The sequence below is a fragment of the Caenibacillus caldisaponilyticus genome, from assembly GCF_002003465.1.
Classification (GTDB): Bacteria; Bacillota; Bacilli; order Bacillales; family Sporolactobacillaceae; genus Caenibacillus; species Caenibacillus caldisaponilyticus.
Genome location: NZ_BDDQ01000028.1, coordinates 23,252 through 49,290, shown reverse-complemented (window position 1 = coordinate 49,290; position 26,039 = coordinate 23,252). Strand labels below are relative to the sequence as shown.

Annotated in this window: 28 protein-coding genes; 22 read left to right on the top strand and 6 right to left on the bottom strand. The window is 52.9% G+C overall.

What is annotated here, in order from left to right; all coding sequences use genetic code 11:
- Positions 1–542 precede the first annotated feature (542 nt).
- Together CCB157_RS09200 and CCB157_RS09195 are read left to right on the top strand one after the other, a co-directional pair.
- Positions 543–2,024, top strand: coding sequence for an aldehyde dehydrogenase family protein (locus CCB157_RS09200; protein WP_077615611.1), 1,482 nt, complete (start codon positions 543–545; stop codon positions 2,022–2,024).
- 284 nt (positions 2,025–2,308) lie between these two features.
- Complete coding sequence (locus CCB157_RS09195; protein WP_158077258.1) at positions 2,309–2,854, top strand: EXLDI protein; 546 nt, start codon at positions 2,309–2,311, stop codon at positions 2,852–2,854.
- A 30-nt stretch (positions 2,855–2,884) separates the two neighbouring features.
- On the opposite strand, the gene CCB157_RS09190 is transcribed toward CCB157_RS09195, so the two are convergent.
- A complete protein-coding gene (locus CCB157_RS09190; RefSeq protein WP_077615609.1) occupies positions 2,885–3,919 on the bottom strand; it encodes a YkvI family membrane protein in 1,035 nt (344 codons plus the stop codon).
- A gap of 69 nt (positions 3,920–3,988) precedes the next feature.
- The gene (locus CCB157_RS09185) at positions 3,989–4,768 is read right to left on the bottom strand and encodes an undecaprenyl-diphosphate phosphatase (RefSeq protein ID WP_193432281.1); all 780 of its coding nucleotides are present in this window, start codon (positions 4,766–4,768) and stop codon (positions 3,989–3,991) included.
- 326 nt (positions 4,769–5,094) lie between these two features.
- On the opposite strand from CCB157_RS09185, the gene rfbA reads away from it, so the two are divergent.
- From rfbA to CCB157_RS09145, 8 genes are all read left to right on the top strand, one after another.
- The gene (gene rfbA / locus CCB157_RS09180; protein WP_077615607.1) at positions 5,095–6,021 is read left to right on the top strand and encodes a glucose-1-phosphate thymidylyltransferase RfbA; all 927 of its coding nucleotides are present in this window, start codon (positions 5,095–5,097) and stop codon (positions 6,019–6,021) included.
- Between the two features lie 51 nt (positions 6,022–6,072).
- Positions 6,073–7,107, top strand: a complete 1,035-nt coding sequence (locus tag CCB157_RS09175) for a glycosyltransferase family 2 protein (RefSeq protein WP_077615606.1) — start codon at positions 6,073–6,075, stop codon at positions 7,105–7,107.
- A gap of 175 nt (positions 7,108–7,282) precedes the next feature.
- Positions 7,283–8,098, top strand: a complete 816-nt coding sequence (locus tag CCB157_RS09170; protein ID WP_077615605.1) for a GNAT family N-acetyltransferase — start codon at positions 7,283–7,285, stop codon at positions 8,096–8,098.
- 14 nt (positions 8,099–8,112) lie between these two features.
- The gene (locus tag CCB157_RS09165; RefSeq protein WP_077615604.1) at positions 8,113–8,478 is read left to right on the top strand and encodes an EamA family transporter; all 366 of its coding nucleotides are present in this window, start codon (positions 8,113–8,115) and stop codon (positions 8,476–8,478) included.
- Between the two features lie 14 nt (positions 8,479–8,492).
- Positions 8,493–9,626: a dTDP-4-amino-4,6-dideoxygalactose transaminase gene (rffA, locus tag CCB157_RS09160; RefSeq protein ID WP_077615603.1), complete on the top strand. Its 1,134-nt coding sequence runs from the start codon at positions 8,493–8,495 to the stop codon at positions 9,624–9,626.
- A 111-nt stretch (positions 9,627–9,737) separates the two neighbouring features.
- Positions 9,738–9,962 carry a small acid-soluble spore protein Tlp gene (gene tlp / locus CCB157_RS09155; RefSeq protein WP_077615602.1) on the top strand — a complete coding sequence of 75 codons (225 nt, stop codon included), beginning with the start codon at positions 9,738–9,740 and terminating at the stop codon, positions 9,960–9,962.
- 276 nt (positions 9,963–10,238) lie between these two features.
- The gene (locus CCB157_RS09150) at positions 10,239–10,415 is read left to right on the top strand and encodes an aspartyl-phosphate phosphatase Spo0E family protein (protein WP_077615601.1); all 177 of its coding nucleotides are present in this window, start codon (positions 10,239–10,241) and stop codon (positions 10,413–10,415) included.
- Positions 10,416–10,656: 241 nt separating this feature from the next.
- Positions 10,657–10,809: a DUF1540 domain-containing protein gene (locus CCB157_RS09145; RefSeq protein ID WP_077615600.1), complete on the top strand. Its 153-nt coding sequence runs from the start codon at positions 10,657–10,659 to the stop codon at positions 10,807–10,809.
- A 173-nt stretch (positions 10,810–10,982) separates the two neighbouring features.
- Here CCB157_RS09145 and CCB157_RS09140 read toward each other — a convergent pair whose 3' ends face one another.
- Entirely contained in the window at positions 10,983–12,737 is a 1,755-nt protein-coding gene (locus CCB157_RS09140; protein WP_077615599.1) for an LTA synthase family protein, read from the bottom strand.
- Between the two features lie 823 nt (positions 12,738–13,560).
- Between CCB157_RS09140 and CCB157_RS09135 the strand changes: the two genes are divergently transcribed.
- Positions 13,561–14,784: an MGDG synthase family glycosyltransferase gene (locus tag CCB157_RS09135; protein ID WP_077615598.1), complete on the top strand. Its 1,224-nt coding sequence runs from the start codon at positions 13,561–13,563 to the stop codon at positions 14,782–14,784.
- Between the two features lie 70 nt (positions 14,785–14,854).
- Here the strand turns inward: CCB157_RS09135 and CCB157_RS09130 are convergent, their stop codons facing one another.
- The gene (locus tag CCB157_RS09130) at positions 14,855–15,454 is read right to left on the bottom strand and encodes a DedA family protein (RefSeq protein ID WP_077615597.1); all 600 of its coding nucleotides are present in this window, start codon (positions 15,452–15,454) and stop codon (positions 14,855–14,857) included.
- Between the two features lie 252 nt (positions 15,455–15,706).
- On the opposite strand from CCB157_RS09130, the gene CCB157_RS09125 reads away from it, so the two are divergent.
- Positions 15,707–16,432, top strand: a complete 726-nt coding sequence (locus CCB157_RS09125) for a polysaccharide deacetylase family protein (protein WP_238594644.1) — start codon at positions 15,707–15,709, stop codon at positions 16,430–16,432.
- A gap of 59 nt (positions 16,433–16,491) precedes the next feature.
- Here the strand turns inward: CCB157_RS09125 and CCB157_RS09120 are convergent, their stop codons facing one another.
- Positions 16,492–17,403 (bottom strand): DMT family transporter, encoded by a 912-nt coding sequence (locus CCB157_RS09120; RefSeq protein WP_077615596.1) that lies wholly within the window; start codon positions 17,401–17,403, stop codon positions 16,492–16,494.
- A 550-nt stretch (positions 17,404–17,953) separates the two neighbouring features.
- On the opposite strand from CCB157_RS09120, the gene CCB157_RS09115 reads away from it, so the two are divergent.
- From CCB157_RS09115 to CCB157_RS09085, 7 genes are all read left to right on the top strand, one after another.
- Complete coding sequence (locus tag CCB157_RS09115) at positions 17,954–18,682, top strand: DsbA family protein (protein ID WP_077615595.1); 729 nt, start codon at positions 17,954–17,956, stop codon at positions 18,680–18,682.
- The gene (locus CCB157_RS09110) at positions 18,675–19,088 is read left to right on the top strand and encodes a disulfide oxidoreductase (RefSeq protein WP_077615594.1); all 414 of its coding nucleotides are present in this window, start codon (positions 18,675–18,677) and stop codon (positions 19,086–19,088) included. Before CCB157_RS09115 ends, CCB157_RS09110 begins: the two co-directional genes overlap by 8 nt.
- Positions 19,078–19,692 carry a FixH family protein gene (locus CCB157_RS09105; RefSeq protein ID WP_143286987.1) on the top strand — a complete coding sequence of 205 codons (615 nt, stop codon included), beginning with the start codon at positions 19,078–19,080 and terminating at the stop codon, positions 19,690–19,692. The genes CCB157_RS09110 and CCB157_RS09105 overlap by 11 nt, the downstream gene beginning before the upstream one ends.
- Positions 19,693–19,870: 178 nt before the next feature.
- On the top strand, positions 19,871–20,410 hold the full coding sequence (locus CCB157_RS09100) for a GNAT family N-acetyltransferase (RefSeq protein WP_077615631.1): 540 nt from the start codon (positions 19,871–19,873) through the stop codon (positions 20,408–20,410).
- Between the two features lie 257 nt (positions 20,411–20,667).
- Positions 20,668–21,873: a LysM peptidoglycan-binding domain-containing protein gene (locus CCB157_RS09095; protein WP_077615592.1), complete on the top strand. Its 1,206-nt coding sequence runs from the start codon at positions 20,668–20,670 to the stop codon at positions 21,871–21,873.
- A 222-nt stretch (positions 21,874–22,095) separates the two neighbouring features.
- Positions 22,096–22,884: a DeoR/GlpR family DNA-binding transcription regulator gene (locus CCB157_RS09090; RefSeq protein WP_077615591.1), complete on the top strand. Its 789-nt coding sequence runs from the start codon at positions 22,096–22,098 to the stop codon at positions 22,882–22,884.
- A gap of 5 nt (positions 22,885–22,889) precedes the next feature.
- Entirely contained in the window at positions 22,890–23,624 is a 735-nt protein-coding gene (locus CCB157_RS09085) for an NUDIX domain-containing protein (protein WP_077615590.1), read from the top strand.
- Between the two features lie 237 nt (positions 23,625–23,861).
- Here CCB157_RS09085 and CCB157_RS09080 read toward each other — a convergent pair whose 3' ends face one another.
- Positions 23,862–24,215, bottom strand: coding sequence for a hypothetical protein (locus tag CCB157_RS09080; protein ID WP_077615589.1), 354 nt, complete (start codon positions 24,213–24,215; stop codon positions 23,862–23,864).
- Positions 24,216–24,462: 247 nt separating this feature from the next.
- On the opposite strand from CCB157_RS09080, the gene CCB157_RS09075 reads away from it, so the two are divergent.
- The 3 genes from CCB157_RS09075 to CCB157_RS09065 all read left to right on the top strand — a co-directional run bounded on the left by CCB157_RS09075 (position 24,463) and on the right by CCB157_RS09065 (position 26,022).
- A complete protein-coding gene (locus CCB157_RS09075; protein WP_077615588.1) occupies positions 24,463–24,714 on the top strand; it encodes a hypothetical protein in 252 nt (83 codons plus the stop codon).
- A gap of 162 nt (positions 24,715–24,876) precedes the next feature.
- Positions 24,877–25,815: a glycosyltransferase family protein gene (locus CCB157_RS09070; RefSeq protein WP_077615587.1), complete on the top strand. Its 939-nt coding sequence runs from the start codon at positions 24,877–24,879 to the stop codon at positions 25,813–25,815.
- Positions 25,816–25,839: 24 nt separating this feature from the next.
- Positions 25,840–26,022, top strand: coding sequence for a hypothetical protein (locus CCB157_RS09065; RefSeq protein ID WP_077615586.1), 183 nt, complete (start codon positions 25,840–25,842; stop codon positions 26,020–26,022).
- Positions 26,023–26,039: the final 17 nt, after the last annotated feature.

The window sequence follows — 26,039 nt, the reverse complement described above, 5'->3', positions numbered from 1 at the left end:
CGGGCGATATATGGCGCCATGTGTCTTCCTGGTGGTAGGGGACTGTCGAATGCTCCAGGCAATAAAGAAAAGTGAACCCATCTATTCTCTCCGCTATGGCTAAACCCGTGCATGCTCCTGCACATGAAATCAAGTGTATTTCCGAGAAAACAGCGCTCCGCGGGCGACGCGGGGCGCTGTTTTGTCCGAAGCGCTGCTACTGAAGCATGGGCAGCGGCCGGAGAAATGTGCAGAAGGGTCGTCGAAATGATCGACGCCCGACGTCGCGGAAAGAAAAAAGTCTTTGTGCGGTGCGGGACGGCGGACCAGCTCGTCCTTTATTGTCAGGTGCGACGCTTGAAGGCGTGATGATGACCAAAAATCGCTGACTCTTCGACCGCATCTCCCTTCAAGCGACCGTTTGTGCGACGGTTGAGGCGGCGCTGGGAATCATGGGGTCGTATTTCGTGTTTAATTGTCAAACGATTTATACAAATTATTGAAAGGGTTTTCATAATCTTTTATAGAAATCCTTACTATCAATATTATGGGAGGGATGTTTCGTGGAACCCAACACCCTGGAGATCAGCAGGCGCTTGTCCGATTTCTTGACGGGAACGAAAAAGCTCTACATCGGCGGCAAATGGGTCGACTCGGCATCGGGAAAAACGTTTGATACCGTGAACCCCGCAACGGGTGAAGTGCTGGCGACGGTCGCTGAAGCCGGTCCGGAAGACGTTGACCGTGCGGTGAACGCGGCCCGGAAAGCCTTCGATGAAGGCCCGTGGTCGCGCATGAGCGCGGCGTCAAGAAGCCGCTTGATCTACAAGCTGGCCGATCTCATGGAAGAGCATAAAGAAGAGCTGGCGCAGCTTGAAAGCCTGGATAACGGCAAACCGATCCGCGAATCGCGGACGGCGGACATTCCGCTCGCGATCGAGCATTTCCGTTACTACGCCGGTTGGGCGACGAAGATCGTCGGGCAAACGATCCCGGTGGCCGGCCAATATTTTAACTACACCCGCCATGAGCCCGTCGGCGTCGTCGGACAAATCATCCCTTGGAATTTCCCGCTGCTGATGGCCGCGTGGAAACTCGGGGCCGCGCTTGCCACCGGTTGCACCGTCGTTTTGAAACCGGCGGAACAAACGCCATTGTCGGCCTTATATTTGGCGTCGCTCGCCGAAGAAGCCGGGTTTCCGGAAGGCGTCATCAACGTCATCCCGGGTTACGGGGAAACGGCGGGAGCGCCGCTCGTCCAACATCCTAAGGTCGATAAGATCGCGTTTACCGGTTCCACGGAAGTCGGCAAGCTGATCATGGCGGAGGCGAGCCACACTTTAAAACGCGTCACGCTCGAACTGGGCGGGAAGTCGCCGAACATCATCCTGCCGGACGCCGACATGTCGCGGGCGATTCCGGGGGCCATTTCGGGCATCATGTTCAACCAAGGCCAAGTGTGCTGCGCCGGGTCGCGTTTGTTCGTCCAGAAAAAAGCGTACGATAACGTCGTCAGCGATCTCGTCAGCTATTCGAAAAAAATCAAGCAAGGCGACGGGCTGAATCCCGAAACGGAAATGGGACCGCTCGTCTCTAAAGAACAGCAAGACCGCGTCGTTCGTTATATCGACCGAGGCAAAGCGGAAGGCGCGGAACTTCTCACCGGCGGGTCGTTCTCCGAACGCGGCTATTTCGTCGAGCCGACGGTGTTTGCCGACGTCTCGGACGACATGACGATCGCGAAAGAGGAAATCTTCGGTCCGGTCGTCTGCGCGATGCCGTTCGAAGACCTCGACGAAGTCATCGAACGGGCCAATAACAGTGAGTACGGGCTCGCCGCCGGCCTTTGGACGGAAAACATCCGCAACGCCCACTATGTCGCGAGCAAATTGAAAGCGGGCACCGTGTGGGTCAACTGCTACAACGTCTTCGACGCCGCCAGCCCCTTCGGCGGCTACAAGATGTCTGGCATCGGCCGGGAAATGGGCTCCTACGCGTTAAACAACTATACCGAAGTCAAAAGCGTGTGGATTAATCTCGCATAATAGAAGTGAGATGCGGTCCGCGGCAATACGCGCGCCCGTATTTCAGACGGACATCCGCCGGTAGGCGGATGTCTTTTTCGTTGAACGGGTCGTCCGGCTCCCGCAGCCTCTAAATGCGGCGTCAACGGCGTCAGGAAGGCCGGTGAGAGGGAAATCCCTTCAAACCCGTAAGACGTCATATCATTCAGCAGGATTATTCGTCCGCGTCACAATAAATGTATATTGACAATATACATATACTCATAATATACTTATAAAAAACGAATCAGAAAGGTTGGATGAACATGCCGAACAAGACGATTTATGTCACGGAAGATGATCTGCCGATTTTTGAACGGGCGCAGGAGCTTGCCGGCAACAACCTTTCGGCGACGATCGCCCAAGCGTTGAAGCGGTTTATCCGGGCGGAGGAGGCGAAGCGGGCGGGCTTTCAAGAAGTCGCCGTGAAAATCGGTGAAAACGGTACCTATGTACAAAAGCGTTTCATGGGCAAGGAGCTGGCCAGAACCCAGATCGCCGATCCTCATGAGGAAACGCTGACGGAGTATATCGTCTATGAGACGGCCAAACACCGCTATGCTCTCTACACGAAAACGCGCCATCATTCGCTCAGCGTTTTGATCAAATCGAAGGTAGAAGAAAAGCTGGCCGAAAAATTTAATTTTAATTTTAACCTGAACGATGGAATCGGGTTTTGGACGGTGCCCGACAGCTACCGCCTTGAAGTCTTTGAAACGAAGGAAGATTTGCGGGCCCACATTCCCGAGGTGCTTTATGAAACGTTAAACCAAAACATCTTCGGAGACGGAGACGACTTTCTCGATATTTAGCCCAATGCTTGCTAAGTGATCGTGTCGCCCTCAAGGACCGGATTTTTTCAACAGGACAAAGAGGAGAAACACGAGGCTGAGATAGCCGAACAAAGGGTAGAGGTTCGATAAAAGCGGGCCGTAACCGAATTGGCTGATGGGATAAATCAGCCCCAACAACAACGCGGTCAGCACCGGTTCCCGGATGGAAAAGCGTTGCGCCAAGTAGCGCTTGACGCCATAAATATTGCCGATCAAGGTCGTGAAAATTTCCCCGAAGATGACGGCGAGAAACAAAAGATGAATCCCCATTCCGAACGTTCGGATCACTTCGGCCATTGGGATTTGGAAAAACACCGTGTCCGGATGGCCGCTTAAAGTCCAATGGCTGACCAATAGTAAAACCATAAGGAGGAGGCCGCCGAGCCGGCCTCCGTTTTTGATGGCCTGTTTGTCGCGGATGTCGTGCCCGAGCGGGACGAGTACCGCCTGGGCGGCAAAAAGATTGAAGGAGGCGTACGACAGCGCGCTGATGAGCCAGGATAAGCGGCCGCTGTGAAAGGGAAAGGGCGGCGTGAGGGCGTTGTCGTGGGAGGCGGTCCATTGCACGCCCGCCGCAAATAACGTAAAAACGATCATCACCGGCACGACGAAGGCGTTGACCGCCATGACGCCTTTCAAACCGTTTAAGAGCGCGAGAAAACATAAAACGGTCGTGAGAAAGAGCCCCGCTTGCCACGGCCAACCGAGTTGTTCATGAAAGACGGCGCCGGCTCCCGAAAGCATGACGGCCGACGAACCGAACAAGACGAATAAGACGAGGCCGTTCATCACGGCCCCGAATACCGGACCGAAAAGGAACACGTTCAAGTCTTTATACGATCGGGCCCCGATGTTTTGCGCCGTGATCATCAGTTTGGAACCGGCAAAGATGAACAGGATGCCGCTGACCACAATGCCGTTCGTTCCCCAAGCGCCGTATTGCGTAAAAAATTGAACGATTTCCCTTCCCGTCGCAAAACCGGCGCCGACGACCGTTCCCACAAATGTCGCGGCGACTTGCAACGTCAGCCGTATATTCCCCATGCCCTTCCTCCTTCCGCCGCGGTGCCTTGAAGACGTTGGCGCCAGCGTGCATCGCTTTCCCGCGTCGTTTTAAAAAACGCCTGTCCACTGCAAGATGAGCACCGCCGCACCCAATACCCATACATAAACGGCAAAAATTCTTAAGGAATGCCTTTTTACGAAGTCGATCATCCATTGGATCGCGAGGTAGCCGAACAAGGCGGACGATAACGTCGCGATCAAAAGAGGAATGGGGGTGATCTGTTCGACGGTCCCCCGGAAAAGTTCGCGCGCTTGAAGGACGAGCGCGCCCGCGACCGCAGGCGTCGAGATCAAAAAGGAAAAATACGCGGCGGTATCGCGGTCGACTTTTCTCAACAAACTGGCCGCGAGGGTCGCACCGGAACGCGAAACCGCAGGAAAGATCGCCGTGGCTTGAAAGCAACCGATAAAGAGGGCATCCCATGCGGTCAGATCATCGATTTTTCGATGCCCTTCCTTCACGCTTTCCGAGAGCCAAAGCAGCCCGCCGGTGAATAAAAATTCCCAACCGATCGTTTGTCCCGTTTTCGAGAGCCCGTCAAAAAAGTCCTTAAATAAAAAACCGAAAACAATAGCCGGGATGGTGGCGACGATGATAAGGAGCGACTTTCGGCCGAACGGCCGGCGCAGGATGGCCAGCCACTCCTCTTTATAGAAGACGATGATGGCGATCAACGTTCCGAAATGAAGCATCGTGTCCAAAAACAGCCCCGCCTCATCCAATCCAAAAAAATGTCGCCCCAAATACAGATGCCCGGTGCTTGAAATCGGCAAAAATTCGGTGATTCCTTGCAACAGCCCGAGAACAAAAGCGGCGATTCCGTCCACTGTTCCCATCCCCTCCCGTTCGCGGTTTGACTGTCTGTCCTATATATATTTCTATGCCCGTACACTTATTAATGAGTGGACTTCTCTCCGCGGCGGGAAGCCAATCCGCACCCCTCTTGCCCGCGATTTCTTGCAAGCGCCAATCAAAGTTTCCCCGGGCCATGAGCCTTACGATCTTTATTGGAAAAACGGAGGCTTATCCTTCGCTTCGGCTAAACGCGGCGGAGGCAACCAAGCGCAGCCAAAACATTCAAAGCGGATAAAAACTTTCCAAATCGCGCATGTTAATGAATGAAATGGAAGCGTTTGGAGAGTAGGGGGCAATCATGAAAGGCATCGTTCTCGCCGGAGGGAAAGGCACGAGGCTGTATCCTCTTACCTTGGCAAACAATAAACATTTGTTGCCCGTTTACCAGAAGCCGATGATCTATTATCCGCTGTCGGTCTTAATGCTGGCGGGCATCCGCGACATTCTTTTGATCACGACGCCCGAAGACCGTCCGCGCTTTGAAAAACTGCTCGGCGACGGCCGCGCATTCGGCATCCGGCTCCAATACGCTGAGCAGGAAAAACCGAACGGGATTGCCGAGGCGCTGCTCATCAGCGAATCGTTCATCAACGGCGAGCCGGTCGCCTTGATTCTCGGCGATAATCTCTTTTATGGCCAAGGATTGACGACGTTGTTAAGACAGGCCATCCGCCGTCTCGACGGGGCGGTCATTTTCGGCTGCCGCGTGAAGGATCCCGAACGATTCGGCGTCGTCCGCTTTGATGAGCAAAAGCGCGTCCTGTCTTTGGAAGAAAAGCCGAAAAAGCCGCGCTCGGATTTTGCCGTCACCGGTTTGTATTTTTATGACCGGCACGCCGTGCGGTACGCCAAAACTTTGGAGAAATCAGCGCGCGGCGAATTGGAGATCACCGACTTAAACCGGATTTATATGCAAAAGGGAAAGCTGTCGGTCGAGCTGCTGGGCAGAGGCTTCGTCTGGATGGATGTCGGCACGCATCAAGCGCTGCACGAAGCGGCGGAGTTTATGAAGACGATCGAACTTCACCAAGGCTTTAAAGTCGCTTGCCTTGAGGAGATTGCTTATTATCTAGGGGCGATATCCAAAGAACAATTGCTCGTTTCGGCGTCCAAATATAAAAACAATGAATACGGCCGGTATCTCTTGGACATTGCCAAGCGCAAACACATTTACCCATATTGGGAGGCCCCGTTCGAGCCCCGCGCCGATGCTCGGGCGGAGTGACGGCGAAGCCGCCTTGGCCATTTGGTCAAAGCGAGCAAAGGAGGATTGGAGATGAACCGAACGGAACAACCATTGCTGTCGGTGGTCATCCCCGTTTACAAATGCGGGGAATGCCTTCCCGAATTAAACCGGCGGTTAAGGGCTGTGCTCGCCCGTTTGACCGACAACTATGAAATTTTATATGTCAACGACGGCAGCCCGGACGATTCGTGGACGACCATCGGATCGCTGGCGGCCGGTGACAAGCGGGTAAAGGGCATCCGGCTCTCCCGCAATTTCGGCCAACACATCGCGATTACGGCGGGAATCGACGCGGCATCAGGGGACTGGATTGTCGTCATGGACGGCGACCTTCAGGACCGCCCCGAGGACATTCAGCGTTTGTGGGAAAAGGCGAAGGAAGGGTATGACATCGTTTTTGCCCGCCGCGCCGTGCGCCGGGATCATTGGCTGAAACGATGGGGGTCGCGGCTGTTTTACCGGGTGTATGCGGGCATGACCGACGGCCGTTTCGATCCCGCGATCGCGAATTTCAGCCTTTGTTCCCGTCAAGTCGCCGACGAACTGTTGAAAATGCGGGAGCGGAGCCGGTCTTATCCCCTGTTTTTAAAATGGCTTGGCTTCCGATGGGCGGCGGTCGATGTCGTTCATGATCCGCGCGGCCACGGCCGATCCAGTTACAGTTTGCCGAAGCTCGTCAACTTTGCGGTTGACAGCATCGTCAGCCAGTCCGATAAACCGCTCCGGTTGTCCATCGCCTTCGGTTTTGTCACCGCGACGGCTTCACTCATCTATGGCCTTTATCTCATTTATAAGTACTTCTGCCTTTATCAGCCGGTGGCGGGCTGGACGAGCGTCATGGTATCGTTGACCTTTTTTTTTGGGCTCTTGTTTACAAACCTCGGCATCCTCGGCCTTTATATCGGGAAAATTTTCGATGAAGTGAAAAGGCGGCCGCTTTATGTGGTTCGCCAAACCGTAGGCTTTATGGAGATTTTTAGGACGGACAGGGCGGCGGGACCGATGGAGCTGACGCGGAATCCCCATGCGATGGCGGGAGCGCGGCGGGGCGCGCCCGCGCCTTAACGGCGATGACGCCGGCGGCGCTCGCTTCCTCTCCACGGCTCGCCTTGCATGAACAGCGCATACGAAGTTGTAGCGAATTCATCATTCGGCGGCGGCTCGGCACAAGGGGCGACGACCGGCCCGCCGCAGACGGATTGCGCGGGAGAAAAAGCGGCATCGCAAAGGAGGTTGGCCGATGACCGGGAGGACGTCCGCGCTCGACGGCTTGGTCGAAACGCCTTGGGACCGACGCGTTTTCGGCTTTGCCACCTATGAAATCACGAAGGCATCCGAATCGCTTTTCCAAACGATTCGCGCCATGCCCGGCCATTTCACCCTGCGCGTCGATCCTTTGACGCCGAAGGGCCTTTTGCATCAGTACGGGTTTTACTACTGCGACACGCTGATTGAGCCTTATTGCGCCAAGGAGAAGTTTCGCCCGGTGTTTGATGCGCGCGTCGCGGCCGAGCCGGGATTCGATCCCGAACGAGCCGCCGCCATGTGTCAAGGCGTTTTTCAATACGACCGCTTTCATCGCGACTTTCACATCGATCCGGCCAAAGCGGACGCCCGCTATGCCGCCTGGGTGCGGGAGATCGCCGCAAGCGGCCGGTTGTACGGGCTTTGGTTTAAAGGGGAAGCGGCCGGATTTTTCGGATGTCAGGGGAACAAACTCGCCCTGCATGCCGTTGTTCCGAGCTTTCAAGGGCGCGGGCTCGCCAAATTTTTTTGGAGCGCCGTTTGCCAGACGCTTTTTGAGGAAGGCCATGCCGAATTGGTGAGTTCGGTGTCCGCGGCCAATGCCGCCGTCGTGAACCTTTATCGATCGCTCGGTTTTTCTTTTCGTAATCCCCGCGACATCTATCATCTTTTCAATCCGCCGGATGGACCGATCGATCAAGCGACTTCGAGCCAGCGAATTTGCCCGGGCGATGGGCTGCAATACCAACAGATTTCAGGTTCCAAAACGGATAGGTACCAAGACCAAAATCGAACGATTCTTCGGCCATGAAGGAGGGGGATGGAATGGGCTATCTGTACATATTGGCGACGATCGCCTTGACCGTTTACGGCCAATTGGCTTTAAAGTGGCGCGTCAACCGGCTTGGGGAAGCGGGAAACGGCGGCTTGGATAAGATTGCGTTTCTGTTCAAAGCGCTGATGGATCCCTTTGTGCTGTCGGGATTGGCGGCCGCCTTTGCCGCTTCGCTCTTTTGGATGCTCGCCATGACGAAGTTTCAGTTGAGCTACGCCTATCCTTTCATGAGCCTTTCATATGTCGCCGTGCTGTTTTTGTCGGCGGTTTTGTTTCACGAAGCGGTCACGTGGCCGAAGCTTGCGGGTCTTGCGCTGGTCGTGGCCGGGCTTGCGTTGTCCAGCCAATCCGGATAGGAGGAATGGAGTAAATGATTCCGTTTAACTTACCGCCAGTGACCGGCAGCGAAGTCGATTATCTCCGGAAAGCCATCGAAAATCGAAAATTGTGCGGCGACGGGTGGTTCACGCAAAAATGCCAAGAGTGGCTCGAGCGCCATACCGGTTGCCGGCGGGCGCTCCTCACGCCTTCCTGCACGCACGCCCTGGAAATGTGTGCGGTGCTCTTGGACGTCAAGCCCGGTGATGAAGTCATCATGCCTTCTTATACGTTCTCATCCACGGCTAATGCGTTTTTGCTGCGGGGGGCGACCGTCGTTTTTGTCGACATCCGCCCGGATACGATGAACATGGATGAACGCGCCGTGGAACGGGCGATCACGCCGAGGACGAAGGGCATTGTCGTCGTCCACTATGCGGGTGTGGCTTGCGAAATGGATGCCATCTTGGCTTTGGCGGAAAAATACGGCTTGTTCGTCGTCGAGGACGCCGCGCAAGGGATGATGAGCGCCTATAAAGGCCGGCCGCTCGGTTCCATCGGACATTTGGGCTGTTACAGTTTTCACGAAACGAAAAACTTGACATCCGGCGAGGGCGGAGCGCTTTTGATCAACGACCCCGCTCTGTGCGAACGCGCGGAAATCATCCGGGAAAAAGGCACGAATCGCCGCCGTTTTTTATTGGGCGAAGTGGATAAATATACGTGGGTCGACATCGGGTCGTCTTTTCTGCCGAGTGAATTGAATGCGGCCTATTTATATGCCCAGTTTGAGAAGGCCGAAGCGATCCAGCAAAAACGCCTGTCCATCTGGCGGCGTTATTACAACGGACTGAAGCCGCTTTCGGAAGCCGGACGCTTGGAGTTGCCCGCGCCTCCGCCTCATTGTTCCCACAACGCGCACATGTTTTACGTCAAGGTCCGCGATCGAAACGAACGCGACCGTATGATCGCTTTTCTCAAAAAACGGGGGATCACCGCGGCTTTCCACTATATTCCCCTTCACCGCTCCGAGGCGGGCCAGCGCTGGGCACGTTTTCACGGGATCGACCGCTATACGACAAGCGAAAGCGAACGGCTCGTCCGCTTGCCGCTTTATTATGATCTGAAGGCGGAGGATGCGGATGTCGTGATTCGCGAAATTCATCGCTTTTTCGAAGGCGGCTGACGGCGTGGACCAAGAACGGACTGCGTTCATGCATAAAGGGAGAAGCCCTCTTCAATAATAAGGGTGAAATGATCGCCGTCCGTTTGAGACGGCCTACGAGGAGGAATGATGATGCCGGATTATCGGCCGAAGCCTGATGATCGCAGCGATAATGTCGAGAAACTCCAGGAAATGGTGCAAAACACGATCGAAAATTTGGAAGAAGCCCATAAAACGTTGCAGAACGAAGATTTATCAGGCAAGGAACGGGAAGCGATCCTCGCCAAAAACGAGCGGCGTGAGCAAGCGATTGCCGGCATGCGCCGCGAGATCAAAGACGAAGCGCATGATCATTGATGAAGCCAAGCCTTACGATTGGTCATGCCCTGCGTGAGCCGGACGATCGGTCCGGTTTTTTCGCGCGCTTTGCCTATTTTTCGACCGGTTGCGGGGGATTTTTAATAACGATCGGGGGCGGCCGTTCGGATTTCGTCGAGCCGCCATAGATCTTTAGAAAAATTGTTGGTTTAACACATGTTTTGTCAAAACAATTGAATTTTGTCCGAACACTTTGCATAATAGTTGGCAGGTATTTTTTAGAACATGAAAAAAGAGTAAGGGGTTAGGGAGAGTATGCTGAATCTGGAGTCCATCAGCGAAGCCGATTTAATGCGGTTCATCGCCAAGAAGAGAGACGAAATGGTGAAGGTGGCGGCCGTAAGGGGGATTAAAAACGGGGAAACCGTCAGACAAAGCCGGGAATTGGACACCTTGATCGTCCTTTATCAAAAGCGGTTCGTGGGACATTGAGCGGGGCAGCGATCGCGATAGGGGGACGTTTGCGCGCGATTTCCATGCGCCGACATGTCACACGGCGGATGGCATCCACGTGACCGGTTCGGCACCTGAAGATCTCCGCCTCATGGACGAAGCAGCTCTGGTGGACAAGGATGGGAAATCTTGATACCCGTCATATTGAGTAATTCTCCCCTTCAAGTCGGGGAAAAATAAACTCGCCACACACAGCTTTGCTTGAGAGGATGATGAACGAGTGGCGAAAGACGTTTTATGCGAAGTGAGGAACTGTTTCTTTTGGGAAGAAGGCAATCTATGCGGCGCGGACACCATTTATGTGGTGAGCCACGTCGGCAAAGAAGCAAAAAACAGTCGGGAAACCGATTGTAAAACGTTCCAGCCGGCTTAAGGGTAAGAAAGCCAAGACCTGCCGTCCAAATGGGAGAAAGGCATGAGGATCAAGCGCCGGCCAACCGGTGCACTGAAGAGCCATATCTTTCTCCCGGCAAAAGCGGGGCCAACCGGTAAATCTCCAGCGCAAAAAGGGACAACCTTGAAGGTTGTCCCTTTGCGCTTATTGGATTACGGCATTTTATTTGCATTGATTTGATGCGGCAAAGATAAAATATAAGCGTCCGAAAGGTTTTCCAACTCGATCACGCGTTCATAGTCGACGCGGTAATTTTTATAATCTTTCACCGGTTCGCCCGTCCATATATTATAGGCGGTGCCGTCGTCAAAATTTTTATTCGGTTGGAAGATGATGTGTTCATTGATAAATGAGCCTTTCGGCATATAGTAGCGCATGCCGATGGTGTTGCTGTCCGTATTCAACAAGTCTTGGCCGAAGTGAACAAGCCGGTTTTCGATTGGGATCCCGAGCAGGTTGGTCAATGTCGGCAGAAAATCCAACTGCCCCCCGATGATATTCCGTTCTTCCCCGTGCGTCACCCCCGGTATGGTGACGATAAAGGGGATGTTGTAACGGTCAACGTCCGTATAGGGGTGGCCGAGCAGCTCTTGCATCAATGCTCTTTCATTGCGGTTCAACATGTCGTTGTCGAGTCCGAAGTGATCGCCGTAGAACAGGAAAATGCTGTTTTTCCAAAGCCCTGCGGCTTTCAACTTGTCGATGAAACGGCCGAGCGCGGCATCCGTATAGTGCTGGGCTTGCAAGTAGTCCCCGACGATGGTGCCTTCGTAGCGTTTGGGCAGATCGAGCCCTTGTTTGTCCTCGGGGATTTTATAAGGGTGATGGCTCGACATGCTGATGAACATCGCGTAAAACGGCTGTTTGCTTTTTTTCAAAATGTCGATGCCCTTTGAATAAAGGACGTCGTCCGAAGGGCCGAGGCCGACGATATCTTTATTGCCGTACAGCGGTTGTTCATAAAAATGGTCAAAGCCGAGCGCGGGATAAAGCTCATCGCGGTTCCAAAATTTCAATTCATCGGCGTGAAAGGTCATCGTTTCATAACCTTCATCGCTTAACAACCGCGGCAAGGCATAGAAGTGGCGATTGCCGACGGCGATCGATGTCGCGCTGTACGATTGCGGAAACAACGAAGTATTCATGATGAATTCGGCGTCCGACGTGTTGCCCGGTCCGACCTGTTGGAAGACGTGCGGGAAGTACAGGCTGTGCTTGATCAATCGATTGAGATTAGGAGTGACTTCCTGGCCGTTGACCTTCAATCCGATGAGAAAGTTTTGGAACGACTCGCCTTGAACGATGATGACGTTGCGCCCTTTGGCCGCTCCGAACATGGCCTTCTTATGATCCGGTATGATGGTGTTGCCTTTAATCTTTGCGATTTTTTCATTGATTTCTGCCGGGGTTAAGTTCGGATCCAACGGTTTGACCGTCGCCGACGGGTTTTTGTATATGTTCAGCAGCTCATAATTCAAAATGCCTTTATTTTCGGCGGCGAGAACCGGGTTGGCGATGTCGACGCCTTTGTAGTAAACGAAAATGCCGAACGCCATGATGACGGCCACCGTCACCGATGTCCGCACCCATCTTTTATCGACCTTGGGCGTCGGGAACGGCAGCTTTTTGGACCATTTGAAAACGAGCAGGATGGCGATGTCCAAATACATTAACAAATACAAGGGATTGAGCAGCGAAATGACGCTGTCGCTGATGGCCGACACTTGGCCGAGCTGAAACAGGGCGAAGTAGGTCGGCACCGTGTTAAAGTAGGCGACGTACAAAATGATGCTGGCAAACAACGTCGTCATGATGACGTCGGCAATAAAATAACCGGCGCTTTTAAATCTCTGGGGGAGCAATTCGATCAGGCCAAGAATGAGAAAGATGTAGCATCCTTCCAGCAAAAAAGCCTTGATTAAAAAAAAAGTCGTGGAACAAAAACATGTGGATGAGAACGGCTTTAACCGTTAAAATGGTGGAAAAGGTAAAATATTGACTTTTCAAAAAGCGACGAAGGCTTTGCCAGATCGTATTCATCGGTCGAGACCTCCAAGAAAATGGGACGAATCCGTAAGCAGAAACGCCGCCATTTCTGGTTTTTAATACAGGGAGGGCCGGCTTCTTCGCTGCGGACGGGCCGACGCTTTGGCCGTTCGCTCCGAGCCGGCTGTACTCTTGAAACGGTTCTTCCGTATCCACGTTTTGCCGCGGAAATGGACAAAACTTCTAATCATATAAACTATCATTATTTTAATTCCACTATCTCCTACATACAAGGGATATTTTTTTGCGGCTTCAGGGCGGCTTGAAACAACTGTCCGTTTGCCCGCTTTTATGTTAAAATAACATATGGGTAAGTATATGGCCCCCGTCTTTTTCCTGAAGTTTTCGTATAAAATGGTCTTAACGGCTATTGGACAAGCTGAGTGGAACATATCCTAAAAAGTGAGGGCACGTCTCGTGGCGAACACAGGGGAGCCGGCCGCCGAAGCATTTTTCATGGATAGGAGGGGATCTTCGCCCCTTCGTCCGATCGGTCGAATCAAGGCTCACCCGCTGTCTCCCGCAAACCGCCGCTTGCCATATCACAACACCGGAATGCGACGAACCGCGCGGGGCGTGGGGTTTGCCGGCGCCCCGCTGCTCGGTTCATTTCGGTTATGTTGTTAGAATTAAAATTAAATAACAGAAGCGGAACGGATTGGCGAATAAAAGGAGCCATTCAATATGAAAATATTGTTTTTACCGTTGTTTAAGATGCCTAACGGCCATCACAAAGTGGCCGACGCATTGATCGACATCATTCAAAAGCGGACGAATAAAGTCACTTGCGAAAAGATTGATCTGCTCAGCTATTGCAGTGAAAAAATGGAAAAGGCGGTATCCAAGGCATACTTAAAATGGATCGATCAAACGCCTCAATCCTATGATTGGGTTTACAACCATTTTGCCTACACGAAATCGCACCGCCATTGTTCCTTTAAGGGATTGGAATTTTATTTTCTCAACCGGTTGACGAAGCTGTTGGAGGAAGTGCGTCCGGATACCGTTGTGTGCACGCAGGGATTTCCGTCACTATTGATGAGCCGGCTGAAACTCAACGGCGTTGTTCGGATCCCTGTTATTAATGTATATACCGATTTTTTCATCAATGATATATGGGGACGGGAAGGCATTGACTATCATCTCGTTCCGAATCTTGACGTCAAGCAGCGAATGGTCGAAGAGTACGGTTTGAAGGAACGAAACATCATTGTGACCGGCATTCCCATTCATGAAACGTTTTTGGCGCCCCGGCGCAGGACGGAACCCAATGATGTGAAGACCGTGCTGGTCGCCGGCGGTTCCAGCGGGCTTGGGGACATCCACGGCTTGCTTGAACAGCTCCAACGATCCGACCGCGATCATGGGTTCCATTATATCGTGTTGTGCGGCAAAAACGAACGATTGTTCAACGACTTGAAGGCGAAAGGCCATCCGCGCATCGAACCGTTGCCCTATATTTCGTCTCGGGAAAAAATGAACGAGCTGTATGATCGGGCCGATGCCATCATTACGAAGCCGGGCGGCGTAACCGTCAGCGAGGCGTTGCGCAAGCGGCTGTTGATCTTCATCCATTCGGCTTTGCCCGGTCAAGAGTATATTAATTTGCAATACCTAAAAGAAAAACATTTGGTGTATGAGATCCGCCGCGATGCCGATATTGAGCCCCAGTTGGCGCGGGTTTTAAACGATGATCTGGAGCGGCGCAAATGGGAGCGCGAGGTGGACCGCTACTTCAGTGAAATGCAGATGTATTCGACGCGGAGCCTTTACAATTTTCTGATGGCCAATGTGGCGGAAGGCGTTTATATCAACAGCATGACGGATGCCATCACGAAAAAACGCGGGTTCGTCAGCAAGATCAAAAAATATGCGAAGAAAATGTCGATGACGAGCAATTTGTATTAAAAAAGCGAACCGCTACGGTTCGCTTTTCCCGCGTTTTTATGCCGCTAGACCGCTTGTGGAAATCCGTCGGTCAATCCGCTTGCTGGCGGAACAAGAGGGCTTGCGCGATGAACCCGATGAGAAAGAGGAAGGCGAGAAGCGACAAGCCGACGGCGACATGGGCTGGGGTGAGCGCAAGCAATCGCTCGATCTTGTTCCCCACAAAATATCCGAGGGAAAGAAATGCGGTCGTCCAAACCGCTGCGCCGCACAGAGCAGCGGCGGCATACGGGATCAAGCGCATGCGGCTGATTCCGGCCATATAAGGGTTAATCTGTCGGATGCCCGGGAGGAAATACCCGACCGCGATCGCCCATATGGCATGCCGGGAGAAGGTGCTCGAGGCCTTTTGCCACCGCTTTGGCGTCAAGCCGATCCAAGGCCCGACCCGGTTCAGCACCGGCTTTCCGACCCAATAGCCGACGGTATAGGCGAACAACATGCCGCTGATCACGCCGAGAAACGACGCCAGAAGGGCGTCGGAAAATCGGAGCGTTCCGTTGGATGCGGCAATGCCGACGAAAACCATCAGGGACTCTTCGGGCGCGGGAATGCCGATGATGCCCATGACAAGGAAGAAATAGATGGCCAAATAACCGTATTCGGCAATATACATTTGAAAGTGTTCCATTCTGAATCCTCGTTTCTTCAGTCAAATGGTTTTGGCATGTCCAAGCGGCGGGGAAGACGCCGCCGTTTTTTTGACTCATAAGGGAAAAGGTTTTATCCCCATCCGGGGCATGATGATCTCCGCACGCCGGCATATGCCGAGCAGTCATACTGGGAAGCCCGTGTGAGTTTCAGCAGAAGTCGATGTGCGGAAATTGCCGATGATCAAAATTATGCAATAAAACGGGTGAAAAAAGAAGAGAAGGCGAAAAAAATGTTAATGATTCTCTACATTTTGTTGACAATTATAATGCTTATACTCGTTTACGGCGTATTGCCCACCGCGATCATGCGCATGTTTTCTCTCGGCATTTTTCGCAGCGCGGATGCCCAAGGCAAGGTCGCGCTCACTTTCGATGATGGGCCGCATCCGGTTTATACGCCGCGGCTTCTCGATTTATTGAAAAGATATCGAATCAAAGCGACGTTTTTTGTCGTCGGCGAGTATGCCGAGCAATATCCTCACATCATAAAAAGAATGGCGGAAGAAGGGCATGAAGTCGCCATCCATCATTATCGCCATGTGAGCAACTGGTTATTGACGCCTTTCGGAACGAAGCGGCAATGTGCGAAAACCGCCGCTGTCATCCGCCGGATCACCGGCCGGGAACCGGTCGATTATCGGCCGCCGTGGGGGCATCTGAATCTTGCTGTCTTTTGGGCGCGCCGCCCGTTCCGCCTCGTCATTTGGTCCGCCATTCTGGGCGATTGGAAGCGCACGCTCGGTAAAGAGCGTTTGCTCAAGCGCCTTCATGAAGGATTGCAGGACGGGGCGATCATCGTCCTGCATGATAACGACCGCACGCCCGGCGCCGACGAAGGGGCGCCATTGATCATGCTTGAAGCGCTGGAAGCGTTTCTCGCGGACGTTCATGATCAATACGACTTCGTCACCGTCGACCGGTTGGCCGCAGTCGACCGACGCGCGGGAAACATGTGAGGGCATTCCCCTTTTGTAAAAAAAGACGGGTTTTTGCCGTAGAAGGTTCATTTTTGATTCTATTTAGTAAAATGTGGTTTTTTCTCCTTGACGCCGGGTTTGTTTGTTTTCTGCCATTGGCTTAAGATCACACCCCCGGCAATGAACAGCCCGCCGATCCAAAAGCCGCCGCCGAGCGATTCGCCGAGAAAGAGCCGCCCGAAGAGTGCCGCTGTGAGCGGTTGCAAAAAGAAATACAGGCCGGCGTGATGGGACGGGGTTAGTTCCAATCCTCGGTTCCAAGCGAAGAAGGCGCCGGCGGTTGACACGATGCCGAGATAAAGAATGCCGAGCAAAATGGAGGGTTCGGCCAACATGCCGTGATCCCACGTCTGCCATTGGAAGGCGGCGAACGGAAAGGACAGGACGGTTGCCATCCAAATGCCTGCCGTCGTCATTTGCAGCGGCGTGTAAAATTTGGCGGCTTTTTTGGCGATCGCCGAATAATATCCCCACGAGGCGGCCGCAAACAATAGGATCAAGAGGCCGACGGTTTGGCCGGACGCGCGGCCGGGTCCCCCGACGATGAAAAACACCCCGGCGGTTGCGATGGCGAGCGCCGCCGCTTGTTTGGCCGTGATGGCTTCTTTTAATAAAATGACGGCGAAAAACGAGAGAAAAATCGGCGATAGCGTCGTGATCAACGCGCCGGTGTGGGCGTCGGCGAGATCGGTTCCGATGAACTGGGCGCTGATCGAGAGAAAATAGCCGACGACGCCGATTTGGACGAGGGATGCGATGTCTCTTCGCGACAGACGCCATTCCCTCCGGACGAGGCAAACGGCCGTCAGCACGACGCCGGCTATAAGGTAACGGATGAACAGCAACGTCATCGGGGGAATGGCGGAAAACGTGAATTTGCTTACGACGTACATGCCGCCCCAGATGGTCGCCGCCGCTGCCAAAAGCAGCGGTCCTTTTACTTTTGTCATACGAATCGACACCTTTTCCGCTTAAACTTTTCCAACCTAAGACTAACAAAAAGCGCCGCTTTTTAACCATCGTTTTTTTAGAAAAGTTTGCCTATGGAATCCCGTCACCGGCTGGTGTGTGCGGAACGGTGCGGCGCATGCCGAACATCCGAGCCGATGAAGAGGCCCGGCCCAAAAGTGAACAAATACATAGCGAGTTTCCCTCATGATGGCTTAATAGAATATATTGGATATGGGCGTTCGCGATCCCTTCGATACAGAAAACATTTCGGCATCCGATCGTCCCGTCCAATCGATGTTGGCGCGGGCGGCCGGCATTTCGCCCGCCTCTCGTGCGGCGCGCCGTGCCAGAGCGGACCATCGAAGAGAGGAGACGTTCGCGGGGAAACGGTCCGATAGGGTTTTTGCGAGAAAACTTGTTTGAATAATAGATAAACTGTACAACTGGGCAAACGTCTTATATCATAAACATATAAAACGAGCCTTCGCATCATGACCTTCTTTTCAAGAATTTGGAAATGATGCGAATTGGGGTTGGTGGGGTGTCCATATGTCGAAAGGAAAACGACCCGCAAGCAAAAAGACACAAGCGAAACACGGCAAATCGCAAACGTGGATCATCATGATCACCACCGTCGTCGTGCTGGTTTTAATCTTGGCGATTGTCGCCATTGTTTTTCAAAACCAAAAGCATTCTTCGGACGGCGCGAAAGGCGGGGGAGACGGCGCGATCCAATATGACCATCAGCCGGCTTTGGGCGCAAAAGACGCGCCCGTGAAAGTGGCTGAATTCGGTGACTACCGTTGCATGTATTGCCGGCAATTTGAGTTGGACGTGTTTCCGAAACTCAAAAAAGATTTCATCGATACGGGGAAAGTCCGGTTTTACTTCATGAACTACACGATTTTGGGCACGGGTTCGGTTTTGGCCGCGGACGCTGGCGAATACATTTATGCCAAACATCCCGAGAAATTCTGGGATTTTCATCGTTTGGTCTATGAAAATCAAGGGCCGGAAACGGAAGAGTGGGTCACGACGGACCTCCTCGTCAAATTGGCGAAACAAGCGGTGCCCGATCTCGATGTCAACGGCTTTAAATGGGCGTTGGATCAAGGAACATATAAAGACGCGATCAAAAAAGATATCGAAATGGGGAAGGCAGCCGGCGTTCAAGGCACCCCGACGGTTTACATTAACGGCAAAATGGCGTCCGACCCGCTGGATTACAATCAATTAAAAGCAGACATTCAAAACGCCCTGGAGGACGTCCATGATTAATAAAAGGCTTTACTTCGCGTGGGTCGTGGCGCTCGTCGCGACGTTCGGAAGCCTTTATTTCAGCGAAATCGCCGGGTTTATTCCCTGCAAGCTGTGCTGGTTTCAAAGAATTTTCATGTATCCGTTGGCGATCATTTTGGGCATCGCCTGCTTTCGCAACGACCGGAAGATTGCCGTTTATGTTTTGCCGTTGACGGTGATCGGTTCCGCCTTTTCCATCATTCATATCCTGGATCAAAAGGTGGGCTTGTTTCGGAGCATCTGTCAAGAAGGGGTGCCGTGCAGCGTCGATTACATCAATTGGTTCGGATTCATCACCATTCCCATGCTGGCGCTGACCGCGTTTGTACTGATCACCGTCACTTTAATCATCGATTGGAGAAAGAGTGGACGCGATGACGACTAGAACGCGGACGAGTCTCGTCATAGCCCTTGCTTTAGTGGTTTCAGCCGTATTCGGCGCGGTCTCTTCGGTGGCGGCGGCCGATAAAAGCGGAAAAAGCCGGGAGATCATGGTCACAAGTTTGGAAAATCAAGACCCGCTCGTCGCCGGAAAAACGATCCGCTTTACCGCGCAAGTCCAAAGCGACGATCCGAAAAATCCGACGAAAACCGTCAAGGACGTCAATGACGCCATCGTGTACGCTTTTTTTACCAAGGGGAAAGAATCGCGCCAAGTTTCGCTCGTCTTTTCCAAAAAGGGGCTTTATGAAGGCGAAATCAAACTGCCCAAGCCCGGCACGTGGAAAGTCAACGTGATGGCGCTTGCCGCGGCGGGCGACGCCAATTCCCGCGGCGTGGGGACGATGGAAACGACGTGGGAAGTAAAGAAGGCCGGCCTGTCCCCGTGGATGATAGGGTTGATCGGTGTGGGCGTTCTCATCCTTGTTTTGCTCATCGCCTATGCCGTCATCAGGATCCGAAAAAATAAGCCATCCGGATCGAGAAAGCCTAAGGGTTCTGCGACCGCCGCGGGGAAGCAAAAACGAAAAAAGCCTAGAAAACGCTGACAAATGATTTTCAAACGGTTATCATAGAGTTAAAGGGAGAGGGGGTTCCCTCTCCCAATTTTAATGAATTGGAGAGACGTCTATGTTTGCTTTTGCTGTCGCCATCTGCACGATGATCCATTCATAATCAAGCGGGTGCGACAAGCCCCCGCAAAACTGATGGGGGAATCAATCATTGATTACACAAAGGCTTTTTCATGGTACCAAAGTCCGCTTGACCGGACGCCGTCCTGACGACGCCGCGATCATGGCGGCGTGGATGGAGGACGATTTTTACCCGCGCTTGGTCGACACGGATTTTGCCCGTCCGGTTTCCGCTGACAGTCTCGCTGCACGGGAATCCGACGCGGACGCTTCCCACGTTTCCTTTCGCATCCGGACGGTTGCCGACGACCGATTGGTCGGGTTTTGCGCGCTTTTCAACATTGAATGGAATAACCGCTCGGCCACCCTCGCCATCGGCATCGGCAAGGCGGAAGACCGGGGCAAAGGCTTCGGAGCCGAGGCGCTTCAGCTGCTCCTTCGCTATGCTTTCATGGAGCTCAACCTCCATAGGCTGAGCCTCGACGTGATTTCTTATAATGAACCGGCGATTCGGGCATACCGCCGCGCCGGATTTAAGGAAGAAGGGCGGATGCGGGAAGCGGTTTATCGGGAAGGAAAGCGTTATGATCGGTTGATCATGGGTCTGTTAAAAAGTGAATGGCAGCCGTGTTGATAGGGTTTGAGCTCCGCGTTCCGGCGCGGGGCTTTTTTGTTTGCTTCTTTTCACCGGTGTTTTTTCGTTAAAATGCAATTTTGATCTGACAGGATACGGAAAAATTTGTTAGTATTATAAGTAAACAGGGTCAACGCGGCCGGGCTTTGATCGGTGCGGCGGAAACCTTTCTGTCGCTCTGTGCTTGTTATCCTTAAATAATTTCTGTTGTGCGTCGATATAGGTTAATAGGAACCGTAAACCAGGGGAGGGTCATGATGCAAAAGAAGAAATTATTGCCGGTAGCGGTCGCTGGCGGTCTTTTGTTGACGGTGAACGGTCAGGCGTTGGCGGATTCCGGGTCCGATATCGTCAATATCGCTTATAAATACATAGGCAAACCCTATGCATGGGGAGCGGTGGTTGGCGATACGTCCCGTTTTGATTGCTCGTCTTATACGGCGACGGTGTTCAAACAGTACGGAATAGACCTACCGCGCACGTCCCTGCAGCAATCGCGCGTCGGCGTGGCGGTGAACCGCAACCAATTGCAGTTGGGCGACCTCGTCTTTTTTGATACGGATGGCGATGGCGTCATCAACCACGTCGGCATATACATCGGAAACAACCAGATGCTCAACGCCACGGAATCCGGCGTCACGGTTTCCAACATCACCTCGTCCTACTGGGCCCCTCGGTATGTCACGGCTCGCCGCGTGTTGAACCAATCGGATACCGGCCAATCGAAAGGGCAAAGCGCAAGCGTTTATACGGTAAAGCCAGGGGACTCGCTCTGGAGCATCGGCGTGAAATTTGGCGTATCCGTTTCCACCCTTAAATCGTTGAATCATCTGTCTTCCGACATCATCTATCCCGGACAAAAGTTAAAGGTTTCCAATGGACAAGCCTCTCCCTCGGGACAAAGCGACAAAGACGGCGACGCCGGATCGGCTTCCGAATATGTCGTGAAATCGGGCGATACCTTGTGGGATATCGCGCAAACGCATCATTTGACCGTCGCTCAGCTGAAATCGTTGAACGGATTAACTTCGGATCGGATTTATCCCGGACAAAAGCTGAAATTAACGTCCGCGCCGGCTTCTTCCGGGTCTTCAGCAACGAAGACCGCCAGCAATGAGAATCCGCGCGCATCGGTTTCATCGAACGCGACCTATTACACCGTCCAAAAAGGCGATACCTTATGGGACATCGCCGTAAAATTTGGCCTTTCCGTTGCGAAACTGCAAGAAATCAACCAATTGAAAAGCCCCATCATCTTTCCGAATCAAAAGTTGAAGGTGAGCGTGGAAAGCCCCAAACCGGCCGCCGTCAAAGAAGCACGCCCCGTTTATACCGTGAAATCGGGCGACACGCTTTGGGAAATCGCCTTGTTGAACGATACGACCGTCGGCCAATTGATGAAAACGAACAACCTCAGTTCCCCGATCATCTATCCAGGTCAAAAGCTCGTCATCCCGAATTAAGACGTTTCCCGCCGCGATTCTAGCGGCGGGTTTTTTACGGCCTTTTAAGCCTCCGTCCTTTCCTCTTTGTCGTGACGATTTGCGATAAAACGCCTTAAAAATGGAATATCCCCGAACAAAATTGCATAAATACATATAAAAAAATAAATTTTTATATATAAAAACGCATAAACTTGCTATAATAAATAAAAAAATGCAAAATCACGAAGGAAGTTGTTGCGCATGTTTGCAGAAGAGAGGCAACAGGCCATTTTACAACGATTAAGGGAAGAAGGGCGCGTCTTGGCCAAAGCATTGGCCGAGTCGCTGGGCGTCTCCGCCGATACGATTCGCCGCGATCTGATCGCCCTTGAAAAAAAGGGATTTTTGAAAAGAACACACGGCGGAGCCATTCCCGGAAAAAAGGTCAGATCCGGACCGCTTTCGCCGGCGCTGCGCTATTCGGAAGGTTCGGCGGCCGAAAAAGCCATCGCCAAAAAAGCGGCGGGTTTCATTGGCCGGGACGATACCGTGTTCATCGGTTCCGCACGATTGCATTATGTCATGCTTGATGAACTGCCGACGTCGTATCATTTTACGGTGGTCACCAACAGTACGGTCATCGCCGAAAAGTTGAAAGCGAGAGAAAACATCGATACCTATGTGGTCGGCGGGCGGCTGCGGCCGTCCGGTACCATTGCCGACGCCATCGCCGTCGATTTTTTGCGCGGGTTAAGATTAGACATTTGCTTCTTGACGGGTGGAGGATTGTCCGCGGAGCACGGCGTCAGCACGGCGACCGGCGATGTCGCGGTCCTGCACCGCACGGCCGCGGAAGTGGCGCGCCGGGTGATTTGTTTGGTCACGCACGATAAGCTGGGGAGCGAAATGTTTGCCCGCATCATTCCCATACAGGAAGTCGATGTCATTTTGACGGATGCCGACGCGCCGGAGGATGAAATCCAGCTGTTGCGGGAAACCGGCGCGGAAGTCATCGTTGTCGATCCGGAAAAAGCGGGTTTGGAGGCGTGAGACCGATGTTTTACCGAAAAAAGACGTATGAGATTGATCCCGATCGACTGGAGATGTTCAATGACTTTTTTCATCAGTATTTATTGCCGAATCAATTGAAACACGGCGCCGAGCTCGTCGGCCGCTGGACGACGGAAGATCGCCGGAAGATCCACGCGATCTGGGCTTATAAGAGCCGGGAGGATTATGAGCGGATCGAGCGCCGGGTTCGCCATGACGAACTCCATGCGCGTGCCCAGAAACGGCGAGCTCAATTGCCGCCTTTCTTTCATTCCAGCCGGGAGGAATTTTTGACGGCTACGGGGGACTACCATCGGCCGAAACATATCGTCTCGGCGGCAGGGGTGATCACGAATGACGAGGGCCACCTCTTGCTCGTCAAAACATTTTGGCGTGCCGATACTTGGGAGCTGCCGGGCGGACAAATCGAACTCGGCGAGGCGTTGGAGAACGCGGTCAAAAGGGAAATCTTCGAGGAGTCGGGGATCGTGGTCGCCGTCGACGGATTGACCGGAGTGTACAAGAATCTCAAAAAAGATATTCTTACGCTCGTCTTTCGCGGTCGGCAAGTCGGCGGGCGTTTACGGATATCCGAGGAGACGCAGGACGTCGGTTTCTTTCCGAACGATCCGCATGTGCTCGACCAGCTGGTCACCCGGCCGCATCTGCGCGCGCGCATCCGCGACGCCTTTGAAAGACCGCCCATTCCGGCCATCTCGTTTCATCCGTCCTCACCTTGACTCGCCTCCTTTTGCCCGCACTTCGATAAAAGCTCAAGACTTTGGTCATCCCTAGAAGTTTTGGCGGGAAGAGCCGCCCTCCCCGTATCGCGCCGGCCGTTCGAAAGGGTTCGAAACCGTGGTGAGAGTGTAAAAAAAAGCCTTTTAGATCGGTACTCTTGTTCCCGACCCCAAAGGCTTTGGTCGCGGCAAAGGCTACTCTTGTTCACCATTCGCGCGCGCATCCGTTCTTTTTTGTTAGACGGCGTTTAAGCAAGAAACACCGGCAAGCGCCCGGCAGTCGGTGACGTACGTGCGGGTCACTTGTCCTGTCCCGACGGTTTCTTGGTAGGTCAAAACGGCGCAGCATGACTTCGGATCGTATCGAACCAAGGAGAAAAGGGTCGGCGTCGTCGTTCCGCCCAAGGCTAAGGGTACATCCGTGCCTTTATTGACCAGCAACAATTGGGGCGTCTGACCGAGCGCACACAAAGAGCCGACGCGTTGGTTGGCCAATTGGTTTAAAAGCTCACAGACGCCCCCTTTGCATTTCGTTTTGCCGTCCCCATCCGAATGGCACGGGAGGCAACCGTCATCAAACAGGCTGCTCATTTTACCAGCCTCCTCGTATTTTTTTCAGGTACCTGAAAGAACATCAGGTTACTATACTTTATTGCGCCGAATGACTTTCCGCATCGGCCAGGCGTCCAAATCGGTTTAAAAATGATGAAAAAACATAGAATCGGCTGGAACCATGTTTAAAAGATCATGGTATTCGCATAATCAAGTTACGGTAGAAGTCCGTATAGATAAAAGAGGCCGTCTGAGGTCTTAACATCATATTAGGGAGGTCGTCCATATGCCATTGACACAGGTGGGGAGAGTCAATCTTCGCAGTGAACTGATTGCGCTCGCCAACCAAGGTGTGACCATCAATGAAGTATCCCTTTCCAACGGACAAAGTTTGTTCGGTGTGACGATATTGGCCGTTGAAGGCGATTTTGTCGTGTTTAGTGAGGCCGGATCCGCCGGCATAACCAACGTCATTGTTGACCTTGCAGACATCGTCTTCATCGACACGACCAACGCACCCATACCGCCGAATATCTGAATAAGCAGAAAGGGCTCTTTACGGGCCCTTTTTTCCTGAGTCAAATGGGACAGCACTCGCGCTTGGAGATGCCTTTTTACCAAGCCGACATCCCACAGGGATCCCCATCACCGAGGGGAAGGAAGGTTTTGGACTAAATGTAAATGGATTGGAGAATAAACGGTGGATAGGATTAAGTTGTTGTTTATTACGAAGGATTTTTCCAATCATGTGGAACGCAGCAGCTATTACTTATCACAGGAGTTGGCCAAAAGGACCGATTTAATGCTTTGGTCGAAAGACGGCGGCATTCTGGACATTCTCGAACGCATTCCCAAGCGCCCCGATTTTATCCTCGTCAATGATTTTAAACCCGATTATTCCCCGTTTATCCGCAAGCTTCGGCAGTCGCCGGTGCCGACCGGCATCATCATGCACGACTTGAAATATAAAATCCGACAGCGTAAACGTTTTATAGAACAAGAGGGCATCCGGCACATCTTCAGCATCTACCGCGATCCTTTTTACCGCTATTACCCCGAATATGCCGAACGCATGATCTGGCTGCCGCATCACGTTCCGCTTTCCATTTTTAAGGATTACGGGGAAGAAAAGACGATCGATTGGCTCATGACGGGGGCGATTTATCCGCACATCTACCCGCTGAGAAATAAAATGTATCACGCTTTGATGCGCGAGTGCGGTTTCCGGTACATTCCGCATCCGGGCTATCGCAATATCGGGAAAAGAGAGACCGGCGTGTACGTCGGACAAAACTACGCCCGTCTGCTCAACCGTTCCAAAATCGTCCTGACGTGCGCGAGCGTCGAACAATTCCCCGTGTTAAAGTATTACGAAGCGGCGGCATGCGGGGCGCTGTTGCTCGCGACCGTAAATCAGGAAATCAGCGACCTCGGCTTCATCGACGGGCAAACGATGGTGGCGATCAATGAACATAATTTCGTGGAAAAGGCAAAGTATTATTTGCAACACGAAGACGAGAGGCGCCGGATTGCGGAAAACGGCATGGCGCTCATCCGCAGCCGGCATTCGACGGCGAAGCGCGCCGAAGAGCTCGTTCAAGCCATCCATAACATCATCGAAGAAGGAAAATCACGATGAGCGCTTGTCTATGAATGGGATGGTTTGGCGCTGAAAGAAGGGGCGTTTATCCGCCCCGCCGGAGATTATGAATGGAACTCGTCCTACGGCGCGGTATGGGAAGCGGCTGAGCGCCCTTTTTCGTTCGACCGGCCAGCGATTCAGAACGATAGGGCCTGTTTCGATCGAATTGCCGCCCGGCGCTTGACCATTATGACAAAACGATGACACGCGCCGAAGGATCC